Here is a 23,775-nt window from a genome sequence, read left to right on the forward strand (position 1 = left end):
GCCCCCAACCAGATTTGAACTGGTGTCTTTGGCGTGAAAGGCCAATGTCCTAGGCCGCTAGACGATGGGGGCTTTTGTTGTTTTTGTTTCGCCAACCGAGATATATAATATCATAGATAATCTATCTTGTCAAGGTTTTAATGTGAACAGAATATTAAAAAATTATAATTTTTCTTTTAGTATAATATTTCTCGCTAAAATTTCATCTTTTTTCATTTGTAAAATTAAATCTTTTTCGCTGTTAAACTTTATTTCAGATCTTAGAAATTTTAAAATTTTTATTTCAATTATTTGATCATATAGATTATTATCAAAATCCATATAGAATGTTTCTACTTTAGGTTCTTTCTTTTTTTCATAATATGTAGGTCTTATACCAACTGATGTTAAACCATATACAATTTTTTCATTTAATAAAGATTTTGATATATAAACACCATATGCAGGAAAAAGTATATCTTCTTTATATCTTATATCCATATTGGCTGTTGGAAATCCCAATCTATCCCTACCAACATGTCTATCTTCATAAATAGGTCCTTCAAGTGTCCAATGCCTATTCAACATAAAGTTAGCTTTTTCTATTAGACCTTTTTTTAAAGATTTTCTTATCAAAGTTGAACTTATTCTTTTTCCATTATTTTTTAAATCATGAAGAACTTTTATTTTCAAACCTTTTTTAACCCCTTCGGTTAAGAGGTAACTTACATCTCCAAGAGCTCCTCTACCAAATCTAAAGTCTTCACCACATACGATTTTTTTTACACCTAAATTTATTAAATCATTTAAATATTCTTCATGGGTTATTTTCCAGACATCTTCCATATCAACAATTTTTACTTTGAATCCCATTTTTTCCATTAAGGATTTTCTTTTCCAACTTGGTAATATTAAACCATCAAATCCATTCACATATTGACCTATTGGATACCTCAACATTATAGCCAAAGGAATTAGATTATCTTTTTTTGCTTCTTCGAGAGTATTGTTTAGAATATAATTATGGCCTTTATGAACTCCGTCAAACGTACCAACAGTTAAAACGTACAAAATTAGTCACCTCAATATTTTATAAATTTTTGCTATTCTATCATTTCTTTCATTATTTTTAATAAGGGTTTTAATAAACGAAGAATTCTTTTCTGCCTTAGCTATTCCAAAAAAATTATTATTTTCATCTATTAATTTAACGAAATCATCTTTTTTAAATTTTTCATAGTTTTCTACAAATTCTTTATAGATTTGTATTCCGTTCTTTATTTTATCTGAATTATTTACCTTTAAAATAGGAATATTTAAAACCTCATTTATAGAAATTATTTTTTCATAAGAAATATCATTTATATCAATAGTATTTAATATATTCATATTTCCAGCTTGAGTTCTTTTCAATTCAATAGTAACAGCACCAGGGCCTATTATATAACCAATTTCCATTATTAAAGATCTTATATAAGTTCCAGCAGAAACAGTAACTTCAAATTCAAATTCTTTACCTTCTTGTGAAAAATTTTCTATAGAAAAAATTTCAATTTCATGAGGTGGAAGGTTTATAATTTCACCTTTTCTCGCATATTCATATAAACGTTTACCTTTATATTTCTTTGCACAATAAGAAGGCGGTGTTTGCATTCTTTTTCCCAATAAAGACATTATTGTAGGTTCAATTTTTTTGATATCTTCGTTTGTAACTTCATTTTGTTCTACTACTTTGCCATCTTTATCAAAAGTATCCGTTATTTCACCAAGTTTTCCACGCACAAAATATTTTTTAATATCTTTATTAAGAAATTCTATAAATTTAGTTCCCTTATTTATACCAAGAATAAGAACACCGGTAGCAAAAGGATCCAATGTACCGGTGTGGCCTATTTTTTTCGTATTAAGTTTTTTTCTTGCAATACTTACTACATCGTGTGAAGTCATATTTTCAGGCTTATTTACTATTAAAAATCCATTATTCATCATTTTCATCCTTAATTTCTATATTATTTAGTAGGTTATTTATTCTTATACTTGCTTCTATTCCTTCATCTTTATGTATTCTTAATTCTGGTGCTTTATACATTCTTATATTTTTAGCTATTAAAGTTCTTAAATATCCTTTAGATTCATTTAAACCATCTAATATTTTTTCAATATTTCCATTTAAAGTTGAAACAAATATATCGGCATAAGATTTATCTTTTGCTAATTTTACTTTATTAATTGTAAATAGTTGGCCTCTCAATTTATCATTTCTTAAACTCGAAATATTTGAGTTTAAAAGTTTCATTATTTGTGATTCAAGCATTTGTATTTTAAATCCTGCCATTTTATTCACCATCCATATCTACGATAATATCTTTTAAATTCATAAAATCATTAGATTTATTTATTTTTTCCTCAAGTTCTTTGAAATAATTCAAATATAATTTTGGAGTCAAACCTATGTTATTCCAAGTTTTATCATCAGGAATTTCTATTCCAAAATTTCCAGAATAACCATACATTATAGTATTAACAGATAAATTTGCAATGGATACAATTCCTATCATCATTTTAGAATCACTATCTTTTGCTTCAGAAGGAGTGTCATGATAAGCTGCTGTATTTATTATTAATTCAGACAATCCCCAATTCTCAAATAGCATTTTTCCAACTATTTGATGAGAATATGTATTCAATAAATCTTCAGCTTGATGAAATTTTATTTTTTTATGTCTAGCTACTTTTAATATTATTTCAAAAATATCTGGCATAACATAAGCCATAACAATTTTTCCCATATCATGCAACATTCCAGATAAGAAAGCTTCTTCTTTGTCTGGATAATTTAGATATTTACATAAAAGTTCGGAGGCCATTGCAGTACTCATCAAATGTTTCCAAAATTTTTCAGTATTAAAAAATTCATATTCTTTTTTAAAATAGCTATTAGCAGTAAAAACTCCTAAAGCAAGATTTCTAACAGTTTTAAAACCAAGTATGTTTATAGCCTGAGAAAGCTTTGTTATTTTTCTTGGTAATGCATAATAAGCTGAATTTGATAATTTTAAAATTTTTGCTGATAGAGTAGGAGATTGTAAAACAGCCATATTTAAATCTTTTGTACTCGATTCAGGGTCTGAAGCAACATTTATGATTCTCTGAACTATGAAGTCAGGAGTTGGTAGATCATTTATTTTTTTTGAAAGTTTATTTATAGAAGTTTCCAATTAAATCACACCTTTTGGTAAAGTAATTATAAATTTAGAACCTTTTTCAAATTCACTCTCGAGGAGTATTTTCCCATTATGAAGCTCTACCAGTTCTTTCACAATGGATAATCCTATTCCAGTGCCCTGTATTTCATAGTTCAGTGAAGAATCTGCTCTAAAGAATTTCTCGAAAATTTTCTCTTGATATTCTTCTTTTATTCCAATACCATTATCTTCTATATAAATAATTATATTTTCTTCATTTTGTTCATAATTTATTTGAACATATTTATCTTCTTTTTTAGAATCAGAATATTTTATAGCATTCTGTATCAAATTTACCAAAATTTGTTTAATTCTTGTCCTATCAAGATTTAATATTATGTTTTCATTTGATTTCAAAATGATTTTCACATCATTAGTTTTTGAAAATTCTTCTAAAGAAGATATTACTTCATTTATTAATTCTGTAAATTCAAAAGATTCTCTTCTTAAAGTTAAAGATTTTAATTCGAGTTTAGAAAAATCTAATAGATCATTTAAAAGCTTATCTAAATGATTGGATTCTTTAAAAATAGTATTTAAAAATTCAGATAAAGTATCTTTATCTAAAATATCTAAAGAATTTATAAGAGTTTCAGAATAAGCTTTAATAGCACTCAAAGGTGTTCTTAATTCATGTGACATCATAGATAAAAATTCCATCTTCATTTTATCTATTTTTTTGAGTTTCTCTAATTCTTTTGTACCAGAAACATCTCTTACAACTATCAAAACATAAGAATTTTCTTTTATTTCAATGTTTATAATATCTATAGAATAAAAATTATTTTTTATATCAAATTCAAAATTATTATTTAATTTATTATTGAAAGCTAATTCTGTATACTCTTCTATTTTATCCATTAAAGCACTATTTTCTTTTATTTTTGAAAAATTGTTATTTTCGAATTTTATTATTTTATTTTTATCATAGACAACTATAGATTCTGTAGTAGAATTTAAAACACTATTTAAAAAGTTTTTGTTTTCTTCTATTATTAAGTTTTTGGCAACTATTTTTTCATAGAGCTTTAGATTTTCAAAAAGGTTTCCCAACAAAAAAGATACTAATTTTATTGTAGTCATAAATTGATTAGAAAAATTTTCTTCTTCAGTATATCCAACATAGATAAAATTAATTTTGTTAGTACTAACTATAGGAATCAAAATATAAGATCCAACATCATCCGGAAAAATTGAAACGTCAGACTTGTTATGTGCCCACATTACAATATCTTCTAGATCTTTTTTAAAAGGTTTTCCAAATATTTCTATTATACTCTCATTTTCTAATTCAAAAAAATATTCTTCTTCAATTTCAAGAGATCTTTTTAAAATTATAGATATTACATCATAAGCTTCTTTAACTGAATTTATTTTCGAAATTTCCATTATTACAGTTGAAATCTGAGTTAAAAAAGATAAATTAGTTTTTAGTTTTTCAGCCATTGAAACACCATCCCAAAATAATTGTCTTAATAAATTATACATTATTAAAATTAATTTTTCAAAAAAAATAATCAATAACTCTATAAAACTTAAAAAAATAATGTTAAAATGAAAATATACACAAAAGGAGATGATATATATGGAAGATCCGTTAAGTAGTTATTCTAATAAACCACCATAAAGGAGGAATATATGTGAAAATAGAAATGACAGTAGATATAAAAAAATTAATAGATTTAAAACAATTCAAAGTTCTTAAAGAATTAATTTCTGAACAATCTGTTCCTTATATAGTTGAAATTTTAGAGGAACTTGAAGCAGAAGAAAAGATAGTAGTATTCAGACTTCTTCCAAAAGATATAGCTGCAGTTGTTTTTACTGAACTCGAAATAGATGATCAGAAAAAATTATTAGCTTTGTTTAAAGAAGAGAAATTGAAAGAAATAATAATTAATATGGAACCAGATGATAGAGTTGAGATATTTGAAGAATTACCAGCAAATGTTGTTAAAAATCTTTTAAATTATCTCTCACCTCAAGAAAGAGATCAAACTTTAATCTTATTAAATTATCCTCAAGATTCTGCTGGGAGAATAATGACACCAGATTTTTTTGATTTAAAAGAAGATCTTACTGTTTCGGAAGCTTTAAAAAATATAAGGACTTATGGAAACGAAAAAGAAACTATATATACATTATTTATTATAAATCATAATAGAAAACTCGAAGGAGTTATAGAATTAAAAGATTTGATATTTGCAGATGATGATAAATTGATAAAAGATATAATGAATAAAGAATTTGTATATGTTAAAGCTTATGAAAATGAAGAAGAAGTTGCAAAAATAATGAAAGATTATGATTTATTAGCTTTACCTGTAACAGATTCTGAAAAAAGACTTATTGGTATTATAACTATTGATGATATAGTAGATATAATAGAAGATTCAGTAACCGAAGATATACAAAAAATGGCTGGTATGGGTGTTACTGATACATCATATCTTCACACCTCAACTTGGAAACTTATAAAAAGTAGAGTTATATGGCTTATAATGTTACTTTTACTTGAGAGTACAGCAGCTTTTATAATAGATGGTTATTCTCATGTTTTACAAAAAGTTACTATATTGGCAGCATTTATTCCAACAATAAATGCAATGGGAGGGAATGCTGGAAGTCAAATGTCTGCAATAATAATACGTTCAATTGCGCTTGGCGAACTTGAATTTAAAGATATGAAAAGAGTATTTTTTAAAGAACTTCTAATTGGAAGTATTATGGGTGTGATTTTATCAATAGTTATGGGATTCAGAGCTTTTGTAAATACTCAAAATCCTATGATAATACTTAGTTTATCTATATCTCTTATAATTGTTGTAATAGTTTCCAATTTACTTGGAGCAATTTTACCTTTTATAGCAAAAAAATTAAAATTAGATCCCGCATTAATATCTGGTCCTTTAATTTCAACATTAATGGATGTTATAAGTATGACAGTTTATTTTTCTGTAGCATTATCTTTATTAAAAGATTTTATTTAGAACAAGGGCTTCTTATGCCCTTGTTAGAGAAAATGTGAAAAAATTCATTAAGTGTTTACTTTAAAAAATATAATTAATTAATATATTAGTTATATAATACAAATGCAACCTTAATAAAGGGGGAGTCAATATGATTGATTTTTATGTTTGTATGGGTAGTGCTTGTTATTTGAAAGGATCTAATGAAATTGTTGAAATAATTAATAGACAAATCGAAAAACATGATTTAAAAGCCAAAGTGCATTTAAAAGGTTCTTTTTGTTTAGGTCCTTGCAATCAAGGAGTTGTTATTAAAGTTGGGGATAAATTTTTTAAAAAAATGAGTCCAGAGAATACGATTGAAAAATTCGAGAATGAAATAATTCCATATATAGAAATATTGATGAATGGAGGAGAATGAATTGAATGTAACAAAAAATGTTTGGGAACTTATAATGGACTATGATCCAAATGGACTTTTAGCTATAGATGAAAATTATGATATAAAACTTGTTAATCCTGCATTTGTAAAAATGTTTTTTCTTGAAGGACAAGATGTTATAGGTAGATCTGTTTTTGATTTTTTTGATGATTATCAAGATTTTTATGAAGTTAATAATGGGAAAAAAAATTTAGTTAGAAGAATAAAAGAATATCCAAATTACGGTATTACTGTTTCTGAAGTAACTTTTAAAATAGAAGATGAAAAAATGGTTGTTAAAATTTTTCATGATATAACAGATCAAGAAAGAAAGGAAAAAGAATTGAGAACTTTAAAATTACAGATAATGGATGAAGTTCAAAAAATCGTTGATAAACAGATGAAAACAGGTCAAGAAATTGCTTCTATTCTTGGAGAAACAACAGCAGAGACTAAAGCCTCTCTTGTAAAATTGTTGACTATTTTGAAAAAAGAAAGTTAAATATGAGAGGTAGGTGTATTTAAATGATATCGGCGGTTATATACAAAAAAAATCTTAATAAATTTGGTGAAGAGGTATGTGGAGATAATTTTCAATTGGGAAAAACTGAAGATTCTAAAATAGCAGTTATGTCTGATGGACTTGGAAGTGGTATAAAAGCAAGTATATTATCTATTTTAACAACTGAAATAATAAGTACTATGTTTAAAAAAGGTGTAGATGTTGAAGAAGTTGTTCATACTATAGCAAACACTTTACCAGTATGTAAAGTAAGAGGAATAGCTTATTCTACATTTACAATTGTTCAAATTTTTAGGAATGGAATGGTCAAATTAGTAAATTATGATAATCCAAAACCAATAATATTAAAAAAAGGTCAACTTTATTGGCCAACTTATCAGGAAAAAATAATTAATGATAAAAAAATTAAAATATCTACATTTACTCTTGATCCAGAAGATTTTATATTTGTTATGTCTGATGGTGTTGTTCATGCAGGTCTTGGAAATTTAATGGATTTTGGTTGGGGAATAGAAAATATAGCTGGATATTTAAAAAGGATGTATAGAAGAACAAGAGATATAAAATACATGGTTGATAATTTAATAGCTGTTACAGAGAGTTATTATGGTTTTGAAGCGGGAGATGATGCAACACTTGTTGGTCTTAAGATTACAGAAAAACCAAGAGCAATAATATTTACAGGACCACCATTAGATCCGAAAAAAGATAGTTATTATGTTGAGAAATTTACTAAATTTGATGGTAAAAAAATAATATCTGGTGGAACTACAAGTAATATAGTATCAAGAATAACTGGAAATGAAATGGAAATAGATCTTACAAGTACTTCCAGCAAAGAACTTCCTCCTTATGGGCATATGGAAAATGTTGATTTAGTAACTGAAGGAGTTTTAACATTAAAAGCTTTAAATAAATTGCTTTCAGAATGTAAAAATAATATGTATGAAATAGATTTTGATAAAAAAAATATAAATGCGGCAGATAATATGTTTTTAATACTTAGAGACTGTGACGAAATAAAAATAATGGTTGGAAGAAAAGTCAATGCATTTTATCATAATCCAGCTTTACCTTTTGATATGTCCATAAGATCTAATTTAGTTAGGGATATAGTTAAAAATTTACAGAGAGTGGGTAAAGATGTTGAAATAGAATATTGTTGAGGAGGAAAAAGTATGGTGATAAGTATATGTGTTGGAACAACATGTCATTTATTGGGATCATCATCTTTAGTTGAAGCTATAAATGAGCTTCCAGAAAAGTATTTAAATAATGTTAGTATAAAGTATTCTACATGTTTTGATGTTTGTCATGGGCAAATGAAACCACCTATAGCTAAGATAGATGACAAACTTTATGATGATTTATCTCCGGATAAAATCAAAAAAATTATTATTGCCATGGTTGGTGATAATTAGAATGAGATCTTTTATATTTAATGAAGTTATGAAATTGAGAAGACAAACCCTTATAAAAATGGCAGAAATGTATGAAAATAATCAATTAGAAGATGAAATCGATAAATTACCAAAAATAATGCTTCCTGGCCCTGAAGGTAAGTATAGAGGTTCTGTGTATCATGAAAGAGAAGTTTTAAAAAATAGGATAAAAAATTATTTAGGATTGGATTATGATAAAACAAAAGATAAAGAACTTTATGAATTAACTCCTTTTTTAGATGAAATATTATCTGGAAAAAGTGATTTAAAATCAGAAAAATTTGTTCAAGTTATAAAAGAAGCATGTGATTCTTGCCCTTCTGGAAGATATTATGTAACTGATTTATGTAGGAATTGTGTGGCACACTCATGCATGAATGCATGTCCTAAAAATGCTATATCTTTTGAAAATGGAAGAGCTGTTATAGATACTGAAAAGTGTATAGGTTGTGGACTATGTTCTAAATCATGTTCTTATTTTGCAATAGTAAAATTAGAAAGACCTTGTGAAAGAGCTTGTTCAGTAAATGCTGTAATAAAAGATGAAGATAATTCCGCAAAAATAAATGAAGAAAAATGTGTTAATTGTGGGAATTGTTATATTTCTTGTCCTTTTGGAGCTGTAGAAACTCCATCTTATCTCATGAACGTTCTTTACAGTTTAAAAAATTTTAAAAATAATATAGCTATTTTTGCGCCTGCCATTGTTTCGCAGTTTGGTCCAAAAGTAAGCATAGGTCAAATAAAAGATGCATTAAAAAAAGCAGGTTTTGATAATGCATATGAAGTTGCTATAGGTGCTGATATTGTAGCTCAAGAAGAAGCAGAACTGTTAGATAATACTGAAGAATTAGTAACAACATCTTGTTGTCCTGCATTTGTTGAATATATAAAAAAACATCAACATAAATATATAAAAAATATTTCACCTGCACCATCACCTATGATTGCTTTGGCAAAAAAAGTTAAAGAAGAAAATAAAGATTCAAATATTATATTTATAGGACCATGTATAGCAAAAAAATCAGAAGCTTACAACAGTAATTATATTGATTATGTCATCACATTTGAAGAATTAGGTGCTTTATTAATAGCTAAAAATATTGAACCAACAGACTTTGAAAATGAAGACATAGAAGGTAGTTATGATGCTTGGAACTTTGCTGCTTCTGGTGGAGTTACAAAAGCTGTAGAGAATAGGATGAAAAAAGAAAATATAACAACTTTAAAAATGAATGGGCTTGAAGAAGGAAAACAAATTTTTAAAGATTTAGAAAAAGAAAACATAAATCTTCTTGAAGGAATGGCTTGCTTTGGAGGATGTATATCAGGACCAGGTGTCTTAATAAATCCAAGAGTTGCAAATAATGGATTAAAAAAAATCAAAACTTTAGATAAAATATAAAAAAAGGGTAGAATAATTAATTATTCTACCCTTTAATATTATTTTTTATATAAACAGATGACTTTTTTATCTACTTTTAAAATATCATCACTTACTTTATTAAAAGTTATAAGATCTCCAGAGAAAAAAACTAAAGAATTTTTACCGAGTATTAAACTACCATTACCATTTTGTATGAAATAACTTCCAACCATACTTGAATCTATTAAATATTCACCAGGTTCTAATTCTCCTGATTTCCATTCAGCCACTTTTAAACTTCTTAATCTTTCTTCTTTTGGAAAGTTAACCAATTCAAAATATTCTCCAGATATAACATTTTCTTTTTGATCTTTTGTAAACATTTCTACGGGGTTTTCGATTACTTCCTTCATACCCCCAAGTGTCTCACTCAATAATTCATAATATTTTTCGATTTCTTCTTTAGAAAAATTATTATTTAAAAATATATCTAATTCATCGAAATCTGCATCAGGTTTTTTTTCAAAAAAATCTTCAACAGCTTTAACAACATTTTCCATTATATGCCTCCAATTATAATTGCATTCTCATTATTTCTTTATAAGAATCTATTATTTTTGTCGTTACTTCTGTAGTCAATCTCAAAGATAGAGAAGCCTTTTCAGCAGCTATAATGACTTGATGTACATCATTAATTTTTCCAGTTGCATAATCATTTGTAGCTTTATCAGAAATATTTTGTAAACTGTTTACATCATTTATAGCATCATTAAGCATTTTTGAAAAGTTTAAATTTTTATTATTTTTATTTAAATCAGTATTTTTAACACTTTCTAAACCGATTTTATTTATTCTGTTTATCAAATCGATTCACCTCCCATATTATTTTCCAATATTTAAGGCCGAATTATACATTGTTTTAGCTGTACTTACAGCAGTTGCATTGAATTCATAAGCCCTTTGTGCAGATATCATATCTATCATTTCACGCAATGCATTTACATTTGGATATCTAACATAGCCATTTTCATCTGCATCAGGATTATCAGGTTCATATTCAAGACGAAATGGAGCTTGATCTTCATTTATTGAGCTTACTTTAACTCCACCAAAACTTTCTGAATTACTCATAGAACCATTTAAAACTTCTTCAAAAGAAACAGATTTTCGTCTATAAGGTCCTCCATTATCAGTTCTTGTTGTGTTTGCATTGGATAGATTTTGAGAAATAATATTTAATCTAAATCTTTCTGCAGACATTCCACTTCCAGAAATATTCATGCTTTTAAACAAGCCATCCATCATCTACCACTCCTAACAGCAGTATTATATCTTTGAATAGAATAAGTCATCAATCTTGATAACCCAGTGTATTTCATAGAATTTTGAATCATCAATGAAAACTCTTTATCTTCATCAACATTATTACCGTCATTTTCAAATGATTTTGAATCATCAACTTTAACAGAAGGGTTTACTTCATCTATATTCTTAAAATTTGTGATATGTTTTGAATTATTCGTATTTAACTTTAAATCTTGATCAGAATTATTATCAATAGATTTATTTAACTCTTCTTCAAAAGAAACATATTTTCTTTTATAATTTGGGGTATTTTTATTTGCAAGATTTTGTGATATCATTTTATGACGTAGAACAGATGCATCCATTGCTTTTGGTAAAATTTTAAAGGTATCATTAAACATTTTTATCCCTCCTGTTCTATTATTCTTTAAAAAATATAAATTTCCTAAATGGAGGTCATTATATGAAAAATATAATGCTAATTGGATATTATGGTTTTAAAAATTTTGGAGATGATCTTCTTTTAAAAAGCATTTTAAAAATATTTCAAGAAATAAATTTTTCTGGAAATATATATATTCCATCAGATAATGAACTACCAATCAATAAAACTTCTTATTCTTTTTCTATAAAAAATATAAATAGATTTGATATTTTAAGTCTTAGAAGTTATGTTCAAAAAATGGATATAGTTATATATGGTGGAGGAAATCTATTTCAAAGCGAAACCTCTTTAAAAAGTTTTTTATATTATTATTATATAGCGAAAACAGCTATGAAAAATAATATAAAAATACTTTTATTATCTCAAGGGTTAGGTCCCATAAAACATAAAATAGCTTCTAAAATGTTAAAAAAAGTTTTATCTTATAAAAACCTACAAGCTATATTTAGAGATAATACATCTTATAATTTTGCAAAAAATTATAATCATAATGTTTATCTTTCGGCAGATCTAGGTCTTTATTGTTTGATGGATGAACAAGAAAATTTTATCAAAAAAGATAAAAAAAACAAAATATCTATATGTTTAAAAAATAATTATAATGATATAGAAAGTTTAATAGATTTTCTTTCTATTTTCAATGATCATGAAATACAAACACTCATAATAAATTCAGATAAAGATTCATCAGTAAATTATTATATAGTAGATAAAATGAGAGAAAATAAAGTAAATATACCTTTTCCATTAAAAGATTTTAATAAAATAATAGAAGAGATATCTACATCTAATTTAATAATTTCTGATAGACTTCATGGAGCTATTGCAGGTATTTTTTTTGGAGTACCTACGTTTACATACGGAAATAATAAAAATCAAAGAGTTTTAAAAAATATTTCATCGGATTATAAATTTTTTTATAAAGAACTAATAGATATAAGTTCTTTATACACAGATTATATAACTAAAGGTTATGATTTTAAAACACTTGGAGAAAGATTTAATATTGATATATTAAATTCAGTAAAGATAACTAAAGAACTCATTCAAAACGCCTTATAATTTGCAAAGTTTCTCCATCTGTAGAAAGTACAAGAACTATATTTTCATCTGGAGAAAAAATATCTATTGGATATTCATCTATATCTAAAGTTTGAAAAATTTTAAAATCTTTTATAATATACAATTTATTATAAATATGAGAAATTGCATATATATAATCATTATTAGGAGAAATTTCAAAGTCTTTAAGTGGTACATCTTCAAGTATTTTGGTAGTTTTTCCATTTTTAGTATCATAAAAATAAATACCACCATATAAAGAATTTCCAATTATATAATTTTTATAAGTAGAAATTTTTTCTGTATATTTACCAAATTGAGCTACAAATTCTTGCCTTTTATAAGAATTTTTATAAAGTTTTCCATCAAAATAAGAAATTATATATTCATTATTGTTGTAATAAGTTATATCTTTAGGAAATTTTATATTGGCATAGTTGATTATATAAGTATTTTTTTCAGGAATATAAAATAAAATATTAGTTAAAAATTTATTATCTTCAAAATTATCAAACATTGGAACAAAAATTTGATTATTTAATATATTTATTGCTGGACTATCAACTATTAAATTTGAAGATTTTAATATGTCCAAATTAGAATTTAATATATATAGTTTATTTGGTGAGTTTGAAGTTATATAAAGCTTATCATTTAAAAACACTATGTTTACTGGTTTTGATTCTATTCTAATTTTTTTTATTAATTTGTTATTTTTTAATTTTAAAATTTCTCTTTTATAATTATCTATTAAATATATAAATTCACCATCATATGCAGCTGCCATTGGTATGGTTGCATCATTATATTGAGAAATTTCATTTGTATAAAAATCTATAACGGATAATTTACCATCATAATCAGAAATCAAAGCATAATTATCGTAAGAATTTATATGAAAAGCCCTTTTTCCAATATTAAATTTATTTATTTCAACAAAATAATCTTCAGAAAATATTAAAACAAAAATAAAAATGTATAGAATTAAAATATAAAATTTTTTTATGATTATCTCCTCCTCAATAAAAATAAATCAATAATTATTTTATCACAAAGAAGATAAAAAATGAATAATTTAATTATATAAAAATATTAACTTAAAAATGAGAAAGATTTTTCATAAATCTTTTTGCTAAAACAAAATATTTATAGTATAATAAATTGAAAAAGACTGAAAAGAGGTGTATTTTTTGTGGTTCTTGTTGCTATAGTTGGAGGGAGTGGTTCAGGTAAAACAAGTGTTTCAAAATGCATAGTAGAGCATTTTAAGAATAGAGCATCATTATTAAATATGGATGACTACTATAAAGATTTACCCCCAAAAATAAATCCTTCAGACTTTAATTTTGATGATCCAAAAGCATTTGATTTTGAATTGTTTTCGAAACACATGAAAGAATTGAAAAATGGTAAAGATATTCATGTTCCAGTATACAATATGGTTACTTTTAGAAGAGAAAATGGTATTTTTGATTTATTTAGGACAAATGACCTTGTAATAGTCGAAGGAATATTTGTTTTACATGATGATAACATAAAAGAACTCTTTGATTTTTCAGTTTATATAGATGCTCCTTCTGATGAAAGACTTATAAGAAGAATTGAAAGGGATACAATAGAGAGAGGTAGAACAGTTGAAAGTATTTTAAAACAATATAGAAAGTTCGTAGCTCCTTCATTTAAATCTTTTATAGAGCCACAAAAGTTTAAAGCAGATATTGTTTTGCCAGAAGGAGTTAGTAATTTTAGAGGTATGAATATAATAATAAATGCTATAGAAAGAATGTTAGAAACAACATCACAGGAGGGAGATCAATGAAAAAATTAATAGTAATTCTTCTCTTATTTACAAGCTTAATTTCGATAGGGTTTTCTCTTGATTTAGATGTTCTAAGAAACAATTATAATTCTTATATTTCTGAATATAAAAGTGGAAATGAAGAAGGAAATCTTAAAGATTTTTATATTCAACTTGAAAATCTTGGAATATATAAGTTTTATAGAAATATTATGATAGGTAGTGCTGAGTATATTGATAGACCAACTAATATTCAAACTTATCTGTCAAATATATATAATTCTATGGAATTTGATAACTATGAAGAAAAGATTGCATTTGCTGGATTCTTAGCTTATGTTCAAAGTGATTTTTCTGGTCAAAGACTTTCAAAAGAATCTGTTAGATCTCTTCCAGCATATTTTACTACTATTCAAGATTATAGGGGAGAAATACAAGATGAATCATTAACATATCTTGGAAATGTTATAGCTTATTCATTAGGTCTTGTTGAATCATCACCATATAAAAATATTAAAAAATTTGATATGAAAGCAAGTATAGATAATTATGATTTATATACATACTCAGGAGAAGCCCAAACTCTTTATGACTCTATGATAGAAAAAAATAAAATAGATTTAGAATCTAAAATAAAAGATATTTCGACTTCAGATTTAAATGGTGAAGAACTTGAATATGCAATAGATGACTTATCTTATGAATTTTTGCAATCACTTACAGAACAAGTTGATGATGAATTGACTGAAGTTATAAATATAATAATGCAAGATGGAAAAATAAGTTTAAATTTATATTATTTAAGATTTATAGTTTATGTAATAATTTTTATTTTATTTTATTTTTTCTATAAAAGATTTATACCTTATATTTCTCTAATAATATTTCTTTCTGAAAGTTTCTATATGTTGTTTATTTTTGATGCTTTAAAAGATACTATAAGTTCTTTTATATATGGTTCTTATTTTATTTTATTTATCGGTATTTTTGCTATTATCACACTTTTATCTGTATTCAAAAGAAGAGCAAATATATTCAAGAGAATTTCAAATAGTTTAATATTTATAGGATTATTATTATTGATATTAATACCTTCATATTATTCTGAAGATTTACTCATGAAAAATAATGTTTCGTTTGAAAATAGTGAGTTTCAAAAGCAACTTATGAGTGATATTCTATATTATGATCATGCGCCAGTTATGAAAAGTCTTGACTTTATAAGATCTGAACTTGGACAAGAATATTCAGAAATAAATCTAATATATAAAAATGAATTAAATGCAATGCTAAAAAAAGGAATAGACAAAAATATATATGAATATGTATATGCAGATGAAATTGATGGAATAGATATAAAAACTTTAAAAGAAGGATTAAAGTTTAACAATATAGAAAATTATCAAGAAATAGCAAAAGAATATTCAAGGGTTATAGAAAAAGCCATTAAAGTTTCAGAATTAAGGTCTGGAAGAGTTAATAATGAAATGAAAGTATTGAAAGACAATATAGCTGATGTAATAAGATACTCTGATGAAGATTTTATGGATTATTATGAAAAAGAGTTTTTTAAAATTACTTCAAATAATGAACTTTTACAGGCGATAGAAAAAGATACTCAAGAATATTTTGATGAGACACTTATAAGAAATAAAATACCTTTAAAAGCTTATAATACAAGTTGGGGAACTTCTATATTGATAATATTTTTACTTTCAATATTAATTTTTATAATCTTTGAACAAAGAATAATAAAAAATATTTCTTCAATCATGATGATTTTAGCCAGTATATTATCATTTATAAAACCTGATACATTAGAAGTAATATCACAGATTAAATTTCCAACTGTTCACACGTATGATTTTTCAGTTAATATTTTTTATGGTGCTATAATGTTAGTTATTTCGTTACTAATATACTTCAACCAAAGGGGAGGTAGTAAAGTATGAAAAAAATTCTTGTTTTATCGCTTGTTTTATTGCTTTTTGTAAGTGCTTTTTCATTAAAAGCAATAATGGTAACAGATACTGGAGGATTGGGAGACAAATCATTCAATGATGGTACATGGAATGGCCTTTTAAGGGCAGAAGACGAATTAAAAGTAGATATTGAATATATAATATCTAAAGAACAAACAGATTATATTACCAATTTAACAACAGCTGCAAAAAATGGTGATGTAATACTTGGTGTAGGTTTTTTAATGGCTGATGCTTTATTTAATGTTGCACCACAATTTCCAGACAAAAAATTTATAGGTATTGATATATCTCCATCAGAAGGACAAACAGTACCTAACAATCTTGCACTATATACTTTTAAAGAACAAGATGGAACTTTTCTTGCTGGATATATAGCTGCAGCTATGAATAAAACAGGTAAATTAGGTTATGTTGGTGGTATAAGAATTCCTCCAGTTATGAGACTTGAACTTGGATTTAGAGCAGGTATAAAAGCTTATAATCAACTTCATGGAACAAATATTGAATTAATATCAGGTTATGCTGGTGCTTTTGATGCTCCCGCTAAAGGTAAACAGATGGCTATGGCACAGTATGAACAAGGTGCAGATATTGTTTTCCATGCTGCTGGTGGAACAGGAAATGGTGTAATAGATGCTTCTAAAGAAAAAGGTAGTCAATTTTTAAATGTTAAAGCTGATGCTTCTTTAACAACAATAATAGATGAATATTTTAAAGCTGGAAGAGGATACTTCTCAATAGGTGTAGATTCAGATCAAGACTATTTAGCACCTGGTTATGTATTAGCTTCAGCAATGAAGAGAGTAGATAATGCAGCTTTTGAAGGAATAAAGTCTGCAAGATCTGCAAGAAGATTCCAATCTGGAGAAACAATATTGAGTTTAGCAGATGGTGGAGTTAGTTTATCACCTATGAAATATACAAAAGGTTTTGTACCTAATAAAGTTTTTGCAGAATTATCTTATCTTGAAAAATTAATAGCAGAAGGAACATTAGTTATTCCAGGAACAGATGAAGCATTTGGAACATTTGATGTATCAAGTGTACAATTTCCATTTTAATTAAAATAAAGGGCAGGAATCCCCTGCCCTATTAAAATATTAAATCAGTTAAATTTGTTTAATTGTTCTAATATTTTAATGAAAAATGAAAAACAGGAGGTGTTTTAATGTCTCAGCCTGAAGTTAATATAAAAGATTATGCCATTTATATGAAAGATATAACAAAACAATTTCCAAAAGTATTGGCTAATAATAAAGTCAATCTCAAGGTAAAAAAAGGTGAAATTCATGCTTTAATTGGAGAAAATGGGGCAGGAAAGTCTACACTAATGAATCAATTATATGGATTATATAAACCTACATCTGGAGAGATTTATATAATGGGAGAAAAGGTAGAAATAAATGGCCCAAAAGATGCTATTCTAAAGGGAGTAGGAATGGTTCATCAACATTTCATGCTTGTTGATAATCTTACCGTTGCAGAAAATGTTATTCTTGGTTCTGAGCCGAAAAAAGGAATTTCATTAAACTTAAAAAAGGCGAGAGAGGAAGTAAAAAAACTATCTGATAGATATGGTCTTTATGTTGATGTGGATGCTAAGATTGAAGATATACCTGTTGGAATGCAACAAAGAGTTGAAATAATAAAAACCCTTTATAGAGGAGCAGAAATATTAATCTTAGATGAACCTACTGCTGTTTTAACTCCTCAAGAAATAGAAGATATTTTTGAAATTATGAATAAATTAAGAGATGATGGAAAGACTATAATATTTATCTCTCATAAACTTCATGAGGTTATGAAAATATCTGATAATATAACTGTTATGAGACTTGGAGAGGTTACCGGGCATGTAAATGTAAAAGATACAAATGAAAAACAACTCGCAAATATGATGGTAGGAAGAGAAGTTGTTTTGAGAGTTGACAAACCGGAAAAAACACCTGGTGAAAAACTTGTAAAAATAGAAAATTTATGGGTAAAAGATAATAGACATTTAGATACTGTTAGAGGAATAAACTTTGAAATAAAAAAGGGTGAAATACTTGGAATTGCTGGTGTAGCTGGTAATGGACAAAGTGAACTTGTTGAAGCTTTGACTGGATTAAGGAAAATAGAAAAAGGAAATTATTATTTCAAAGAAAAAGAAATTTCAAAATATAATGTTAGAGAATTAAGAGAAGAAAATATTACACATATACCAGAAGATAGATTTAAATATGCTATGATACAAGAATATCCAAATTATTATAATATGATATTGGGCAAACATTATCTTGAACCATTTGCATATAGAGGATTTTTACAACATGAAAATATATTAAAAAGAAGTGAAACACTTGTTAAAAATTTTGATGTAAGACCTGCAGATTCTACAATAGCAACTGGAAATTTATCAGGGGGAAATCAACAAAAAGTAGTAATTTCGAGAGAAGTTTCTGCTGGACCTGAATTTATTATAATTGCTCAACCTACAAGAGGTCTTGATGTTGGAGCAATTGAATATGTTCATAATGAAATAATAAATCTTAGACAGAAAGATGTAGCTGTTTTATTAGTTTCTATGGAACTTGAAGAAGTTTTATCCCTTTCTGATAGAATAATTGTTATGTATGAAGGACAAATAATGGGAGAAGTAAAACCAGAAGAAGTATCGATCGAAGAGATAGGTCTTATGATGACAGGTAACAAATTAAAGGATATAAAACTTTCAGAAGACACAAAAAGCCATCATGGAGGCGATAAATAATGCCTAAAGTTCAAAGTAAAAATAAATGGATGCCATTTTTAGTTCCATTTTTCTCAGTATTAGTTTCTCTTATAATAGCAGCTATAATAATTCTATTATTGGGGAAAAATCCTTTAACAGCTTATGCTGAAATGTTTAAAGGAGCTTTTGGAAGTAGACTATCATGGGCAGATAATATAACTAAAATGACCAGTTTACTATTAACAGGATTGGCGGTAGGATTTGGATTTAGAGCTGGAGTATTTAATATAGGAGCAGAAGGACAAATGGCTGTTGGAGGAATAATGGCTACTTTTGTAGGGATAAATATGGGAAATGTTCCAGCAGTTATAGCAATTCCTCTTACAATGATGGCAGGTATACTTGGTGGAGCTGTATGGGCTTCAATTGCAGGTATTTTAAAAGCAAAAACTGGAGCTCACGAAGTAATCTCCACTATAATGCTAAATTGGGTAGCTTATCATTTGAGTAATTATGTTGTTTCTGGTCCTTTAGCTGTTGGACAAGGTGTTCCGAAATCTCCTGAAATAGCTCAAAGTGCTCAATTACCACCTTTGTTAACTGTACAGGCTTCAAATGTTCCATCGGGGATACTTGTTGCAATAGTTGCAGCTTTTGTCGTATATATAGTTCTTCAGAAAACAACTGTTGGATATGAATTAAAAGCAGTTGGATATAATCCTTATGCTGCCGAGTATGGGGGAATTTCGATATCAAAGAATATAGTTTTAACTATGGCCATTTCTGGAGGACTTGCTGGATTGGCTGGAGCAATAGAAGTAATGTGTGTTTATCATAGAATATTTGGAGCATTTACTGGAAGTAGGGGATTTGATGGAATCACAATAGCTCTTATAGGTCAAAATAATCCTATAGGAATAATATTCTCCTCATTCTTAATATCATCTTTAAGATCTGGTTCTAATGCCATGCAAAGTGTTGGAATTCCAGATGATATAGTAACTATAATACAAGGTATAATAATATTTTTTGTAGCAGCAAATAGAATAATAAAAATGTGGATAATGAAATTTTCTAAACCTGTTAAAGGTGGTGAATTAGAATGAGTTGGATAGAGGCAATTTTTACGGCATTGATATCTCCTCTTTTTTATAAATTAACAATTTTATCTGCTCTACCTTTAATATTTGCATCAATAGGTGGAGTATTTACCGAAAAAACTGGAGTAACAAATATAGCTTTAGAAGGAATAATGAAATTGGGTGCTTTTACATCTACAGCTTTTACATTTTTGACCGGAAATGTTTGGATTGGATTGTTGATGGGTATAATATCTGGAGCAATCTTGGCATATCTTCATGCTTATGTTTCCATAGAATGGGGGGCAGATCAAATTGTTTCTGCTACTGCATTGATAATATTAGCTCAAGGTATTGTAGGTTTTTTAATGGTTCCAGTTTTTAATCAAGAAGGGCAAAGTGATTTTGTATCAAAGATTCCTTTAGTTAGAATACCAGCCATACAAAAAATTCCTTTTATAGGCGAAATATTTGGTGAAATAACAATTTTCTTTTATATTGCAATAGTAGTAATAATAGCATCATGGTATTTATTATATAAAACTCCTCTAGGTTTAAGGATGAGGGCGGTTGGAGAAAACCCAAAAGCTGCAGATACTCTTGGAGTTAATGTAAAAGGCATAAGATATTTTGGTGTTTTGATGTCTGGACTTTTAGCTGGATTAGGTGGAGTATATATTGTTTTAGGTGATCTTGGACAATTTCAAGAACATATGCCGGCTGGAAAAGGTTTTATTGCATTAGCAGCCATGATACTTGGAAATTGGAATCCGATAGGAGCAATGTGGGCTTCTTTATTATTTGGAGCTGCAGAAGCGATGAATATTCAACTTCAAACTCTGTTAGAATTACCATCAGAAGCTAAAGCTTTATTAAATTTATTACCATTCATACTAACTTTAATAGTGGTTGGAGGATTTGTTGGAAAAACAAGGGCTCCAGCAGCGAGTGGTAAATCATATGAAAAAGAATAAAAAGTCCGCTTTGCGGGCTTTTTTTTAGTAATATAATATGATAAAATTGTATTTGTTGTTAAAATTTGGAGGTTAAAATGTTATTTGATGAACAATTTTTTGAAAAAGGAAAATACTTAATAGGAATGGATGAAGCTGGTAGAGGTCCTTTAGCTGGACCAGTATTTACTGGTGCATTAATTTTAGAGTCCAAACAAGATCTTAGAGATCTTTCAAAAGTTGCTAAAGATTCAAAAAAATTAAATTTTAAACAAAGAGAAGAAAGATTTGAATATATAACTAAAAATTTTCAATGGTATAGTGATTATGCTACTTCAGAAGAAATAGATGATATAAATATTTTTAAAGCAACTCAATTATCTATGAATAGAAATTATAATAAAATAAATAAAAAAAATTCTTATTGCTTAATAGATGGAAAAAATTTTAATTTTAATTTTAATTTTGAATGTATAATAAAAGGGGATGATAAATCATTTTTAATAGGTGGAGCCTCAATAATAGCAAAAGTTTTGAGAGACAGATATATGATAAATTTGCATGAAAAATATCCAATGTATGAGTTTGATAGGCACAAAGGATATCCTACAAAAAAACATATTGAAAATATAAAAAAATATGGAATATTTTCAGAATATAGGTTAACCTTTAATCCTGTTAAATCGATGATTATAAAAAGAGAAATAATAAAAGATTTTAGTGATATATCTAAAATTAGACTTTTTAGGATAGGAGTTTTATAATGGATAAAGATATAATAAACAATCTTGAAGAACTTTTTGAAGTAATGATAAAATTGAGATCAAAAAATGGATGTGAATGGGACAGAAAACAAACAATAAAGAGTTTAAAACCATATATAATAGAAGAATCATATGAAGTTGCACAAGCAATTGAAAATGAAGATTATGAAGAGTTAAAAGATGAACTTGGAGATGTTTTATTACAAATAATTTTTCAATCGATTATAGCTGAAGAAGAGAAAAAATTTGATTTTTCAGATATTATCAAAAGTGTCACCGAAAAAATGATAAGAAGACATCCTCATGTATTTGAAAAAAAGGGTGAATATTCTTATGAAAATTGGGAAAATATAAAAGCTAAAGAAAAAAATCATAAAAAACAATCTTCATTGGGAGAATTAAAAAATAATCTTCCACCAATATTAAAATTGAGAAGAATAATAGATAATTCGAAAGAACTGGGAATAAATCCATATAAAGATGAAAATTTAAAAGAAATTATGATAAATAATATAAAAAAAGATAATTTTTCAGATTTTTTTGAAGTGCTTCTATTTTATTTGTCAGAAAATAAATTGCAAATAAATGAAATAATAAATGAATCTGCAAAAAATTATTATGAGAAATTTATAAATATAGAAAAAATGTTAAATCAAGAAATAATTAATAATGAAAAAAATTTTATAAAACTTTGGAAAGATAAATATGGGGAGGAAATAAAATGAAAAAATATTTAATCTTATTTTTACTTAGCATTTTTACATTAGGTATGGCATTTAACTATGGTTTTGAGGAATTAGAAGATGAAATATCTATGAAGATAAATGAAGAAAAAATAAGTTCAGATTATTTAGCTGCAAAAAGTGGAACTATATCTTTATTAACTAATTTAAGACAACAAAATGATTCATTTTACTATCTTTTAACTAATACTGCTACTGGAATAGAACTTTTAAATGAATATAATTTACAACAAGCAAAAAAAGTTGCAAATCAAATACTTTTTATACAGTTTGTTGAAAATAAAGAAATCAATTTAAATAGAGAAGAAACAAAAAAACTCATAGAAGAAGATTTGAACTCTGCAATTAAGGACTCTAATTTAAAAGAAGAAGATGCAAATTATTATTTTATGACAAAAGGATATATGAATAAACAAAATTATATAAATGGAATAACATATGATAGATTGTATCAAACATCTATTAATAAACTTTATAATCAAATATCTTCAAGTTATGAAATAAATGAAGAAGAAATGAAATCAGAATATGAAAATAATAAAGAGAATTATATGCAAAAATCAACATCAGATATTGAGATCAAAAGATTCGACAATATTGATCAAGCAAATAAAGCTTATGAAAATATAATAAATGGATTAAATAATTATGAAGATATAAATAAAGATCAAACTCAAGCAGTTACAATATCTCTTGAAGATGAAAACAATGAAATAGTTAAAATGGTTAAAAATAATGCCCCCGGATATATATCAAAACCTTTAAATTTAAATCAAAATGAAGAAAGATTTATTATAAAAATAATAAATAAAAAACCTCAAAAACAGTTGACTTTAGAAGAATCTAAAGAACAAATAATATTTAACTTAAGAGATAAAAAAACTAAAGAATATTTTGATAAAATCTTACCACAAGAAATAACAGAATTTGTCAATAATTCAGATATAATATTTAATTCTAAATTATTCTAAGGAGGTTAAAAC

26 protein-coding genes and 1 tRNA gene are annotated in these 23,775 nt (G+C 26.4%); 16 read left to right on the plus strand and 11 right to left on the minus strand.

The window, feature by feature from the left end; translation table 11 throughout:
• The 6 genes from PWP28_RS04595 to PWP28_RS04620 all read right to left on the minus strand — a co-directional run bounded on the left by PWP28_RS04595 (position 1) and on the right by PWP28_RS04620 (position 4,670).
• A tRNA-Glu gene (locus PWP28_RS04595) sits at positions 1 to 72 on the minus strand.
• Between the two features lie 90 nt (positions 73 to 162).
• Complete coding sequence (locus PWP28_RS04600; protein WP_308644338.1) at positions 163 to 1,050, minus strand: riboflavin kinase; 888 nt, start codon at positions 1,048 to 1,050, stop codon at positions 163 to 165.
• A 6-nt stretch (positions 1,051 to 1,056) separates the two neighbouring features.
• Entirely contained in the window at positions 1,057 to 1,965 is a 909-nt protein-coding gene (gene truB / locus PWP28_RS04605; RefSeq protein ID WP_264149922.1) for a tRNA pseudouridine(55) synthase TruB, read from the minus strand.
• Positions 1,958 to 2,314, minus strand: a complete 357-nt coding sequence (gene rbfA, locus PWP28_RS04610; protein WP_109603846.1) for a 30S ribosome-binding factor RbfA — start codon at positions 2,312 to 2,314, stop codon at positions 1,958 to 1,960. Before rbfA ends, truB begins: the two co-directional genes overlap by 8 nt.
• Before the next feature lies 1 nt (position 2,315).
• Positions 2,316 to 3,197, minus strand: a complete 882-nt coding sequence (locus tag PWP28_RS04615) for an HDOD domain-containing protein (protein ID WP_109603847.1) — start codon at positions 3,195 to 3,197, stop codon at positions 2,316 to 2,318.
• A complete protein-coding gene (locus tag PWP28_RS04620; RefSeq protein WP_308644339.1) occupies positions 3,198 to 4,670 on the minus strand; it encodes a HAMP domain-containing sensor histidine kinase in 1,473 nt (490 codons plus the stop codon).
• Between the two features lie 194 nt (positions 4,671 to 4,864).
• Here PWP28_RS04620 and mgtE point away from each other — a divergent pair, with 194 nt between their 5' ends.
• The 6 genes from mgtE to PWP28_RS04650 all read left to right on the plus strand — a co-directional run bounded on the left by mgtE (position 4,865) and on the right by PWP28_RS04650 (position 9,984).
• Positions 4,865 to 6,214 carry a magnesium transporter gene (mgtE, locus tag PWP28_RS04625; RefSeq protein ID WP_109603849.1) on the plus strand — a complete coding sequence of 450 codons (1,350 nt, stop codon included), beginning with the start codon at positions 4,865 to 4,867 and terminating at the stop codon, positions 6,212 to 6,214.
• 130 nt (positions 6,215 to 6,344) lie between these two features.
• Entirely contained in the window at positions 6,345 to 6,614 is a 270-nt protein-coding gene (locus PWP28_RS04630) for a (2Fe-2S) ferredoxin domain-containing protein (protein ID WP_109603850.1), read from the plus strand.
• 1 nt (position 6,615) lies between these two features.
• Positions 6,616 to 7,116, plus strand: coding sequence for a PAS domain S-box protein (locus PWP28_RS04635; RefSeq protein ID WP_158274750.1), 501 nt, complete (start codon positions 6,616 to 6,618; stop codon positions 7,114 to 7,116).
• Between the two features lie 23 nt (positions 7,117 to 7,139).
• A complete protein-coding gene (locus PWP28_RS04640) occupies positions 7,140 to 8,303 on the plus strand; it encodes a SpoIIE family protein phosphatase (RefSeq protein WP_109603852.1) in 1,164 nt (387 codons plus the stop codon).
• 12 nt (positions 8,304 to 8,315) lie between these two features.
• Positions 8,316 to 8,558, plus strand: a complete 243-nt coding sequence (locus PWP28_RS04645; RefSeq protein WP_109603853.1) for a (2Fe-2S) ferredoxin domain-containing protein — start codon at positions 8,316 to 8,318, stop codon at positions 8,556 to 8,558.
• 1 nt (position 8,559) lies between these two features.
• Positions 8,560 to 9,984, plus strand: a complete 1,425-nt coding sequence (locus tag PWP28_RS04650) for a monomeric [FeFe] hydrogenase (RefSeq protein WP_158274751.1) — start codon at positions 8,560 to 8,562, stop codon at positions 9,982 to 9,984.
• Positions 9,985 to 10,022: 38 nt separating this feature from the next.
• On the opposite strand, the gene PWP28_RS04655 is transcribed toward PWP28_RS04650, so the two are convergent.
• Genes PWP28_RS04655 through flgB form a run of 4 tightly spaced genes read right to left on the minus strand, consistent with a single transcriptional unit; the run spans position 10,023 to position 11,651 of the window.
• On the minus strand, positions 10,023 to 10,505 hold the full coding sequence (locus PWP28_RS04655; protein WP_109603855.1) for a hypothetical protein: 483 nt from the start codon (positions 10,503 to 10,505) through the stop codon (positions 10,023 to 10,025).
• Between the two features lie 13 nt (positions 10,506 to 10,518).
• Positions 10,519 to 10,809, minus strand: coding sequence for a flagellar hook-basal body complex protein FliE (fliE, locus tag PWP28_RS04660; RefSeq protein WP_308644340.1), 291 nt, complete (start codon positions 10,807 to 10,809; stop codon positions 10,519 to 10,521).
• An 18-nt stretch (positions 10,810 to 10,827) separates the two neighbouring features.
• A complete protein-coding gene (gene flgC / locus PWP28_RS04665) occupies positions 10,828 to 11,247 on the minus strand; it encodes a flagellar basal body rod protein FlgC (protein WP_308644341.1) in 420 nt (139 codons plus the stop codon).
• Complete coding sequence (gene flgB / locus PWP28_RS04670) at positions 11,247 to 11,651, minus strand: flagellar basal body rod protein FlgB (RefSeq protein WP_264149927.1); 405 nt, start codon at positions 11,649 to 11,651, stop codon at positions 11,247 to 11,249. The genes flgC and flgB overlap by 1 nt, the downstream gene beginning before the upstream one ends.
• 62 nt (positions 11,652 to 11,713) lie before the next feature.
• Between flgB and PWP28_RS04675 the strand changes: the two genes are divergently transcribed.
• The gene (locus PWP28_RS04675) at positions 11,714 to 12,757 is read left to right on the plus strand and encodes a polysaccharide pyruvyl transferase family protein (protein WP_109603859.1); all 1,044 of its coding nucleotides are present in this window, start codon (positions 11,714 to 11,716) and stop codon (positions 12,755 to 12,757) included.
• Here PWP28_RS04675 and PWP28_RS04680 read toward each other — a convergent pair.
• Entirely contained in the window at positions 12,738 to 13,628 is an 891-nt protein-coding gene (locus PWP28_RS04680) for a YncE family protein (protein WP_109603860.1), read from the minus strand. The genes PWP28_RS04675 and PWP28_RS04680 overlap by 20 nt on opposite strands.
• 321 nt (positions 13,629 to 13,949) lie before the next feature.
• Between PWP28_RS04680 and udk the strand changes: the two genes are divergently transcribed.
• The 9 genes from udk (at position 13,950) to PWP28_RS04725 (ending at position 23,763) form a co-directional block, all read left to right on the plus strand.
• Positions 13,950 to 14,576 carry a uridine kinase gene (gene udk, locus PWP28_RS04685; protein WP_109603861.1) on the plus strand — a complete coding sequence of 209 codons (627 nt, stop codon included), beginning with the start codon at positions 13,950 to 13,952 and terminating at the stop codon, positions 14,574 to 14,576.
• Positions 14,573 to 16,507, plus strand: a complete 1,935-nt coding sequence (locus PWP28_RS04690; protein WP_308644342.1) for a hypothetical protein — start codon at positions 14,573 to 14,575, stop codon at positions 16,505 to 16,507. The genes udk and PWP28_RS04690 overlap by 4 nt, the downstream gene beginning before the upstream one ends.
• Positions 16,504 to 17,601 carry a BMP family protein gene (locus PWP28_RS04695; protein ID WP_109603863.1) on the plus strand — a complete coding sequence of 366 codons (1,098 nt, stop codon included), beginning with the start codon at positions 16,504 to 16,506 and terminating at the stop codon, positions 17,599 to 17,601. The genes PWP28_RS04690 and PWP28_RS04695 overlap by 4 nt, the downstream gene beginning before the upstream one ends.
• A 107-nt stretch (positions 17,602 to 17,708) precedes the next feature.
• Complete coding sequence (locus PWP28_RS04700) at positions 17,709 to 19,292, plus strand: ABC transporter ATP-binding protein (protein ID WP_109603864.1); 1,584 nt, start codon at positions 17,709 to 17,711, stop codon at positions 19,290 to 19,292.
• Positions 19,292 to 20,359: an ABC transporter permease gene (locus PWP28_RS04705; RefSeq protein ID WP_109603865.1), complete on the plus strand. Its 1,068-nt coding sequence runs from the start codon at positions 19,292 to 19,294 to the stop codon at positions 20,357 to 20,359. The genes PWP28_RS04700 and PWP28_RS04705 overlap by 1 nt, the downstream gene beginning before the upstream one ends.
• Positions 20,356 to 21,306 carry an ABC transporter permease gene (locus tag PWP28_RS04710; protein ID WP_109603866.1) on the plus strand — a complete coding sequence of 317 codons (951 nt, stop codon included), beginning with the start codon at positions 20,356 to 20,358 and terminating at the stop codon, positions 21,304 to 21,306. Before PWP28_RS04705 ends, PWP28_RS04710 begins: the two co-directional genes overlap by 4 nt.
• Positions 21,307 to 21,383: 77 nt before the next feature.
• The gene (locus tag PWP28_RS04715; protein ID WP_264149929.1) at positions 21,384 to 22,049 is read left to right on the plus strand and encodes a ribonuclease HII; all 666 of its coding nucleotides are present in this window, start codon (positions 21,384 to 21,386) and stop codon (positions 22,047 to 22,049) included.
• Positions 22,049 to 22,774, plus strand: coding sequence for a MazG family protein (locus tag PWP28_RS04720; RefSeq protein ID WP_264149930.1), 726 nt, complete (start codon positions 22,049 to 22,051; stop codon positions 22,772 to 22,774). The genes PWP28_RS04715 and PWP28_RS04720 overlap by 1 nt, the downstream gene beginning before the upstream one ends.
• Complete coding sequence (locus PWP28_RS04725; protein WP_109603869.1) at positions 22,771 to 23,763, plus strand: peptidyl-prolyl cis-trans isomerase; 993 nt, start codon at positions 22,771 to 22,773, stop codon at positions 23,761 to 23,763. Before PWP28_RS04720 ends, PWP28_RS04725 begins: the two co-directional genes overlap by 4 nt.
• Positions 23,764 to 23,775 lie beyond the last annotated feature (12 nt).

Origin of the sequence: Oceanotoga sp. (assembly GCF_030445905.1) — a bacterium.
In the GTDB taxonomy this organism is placed as follows: domain Bacteria; phylum Thermotogota; class Thermotogae; order Petrotogales; family Petrotogaceae; genus Oceanotoga; species Oceanotoga teriensis.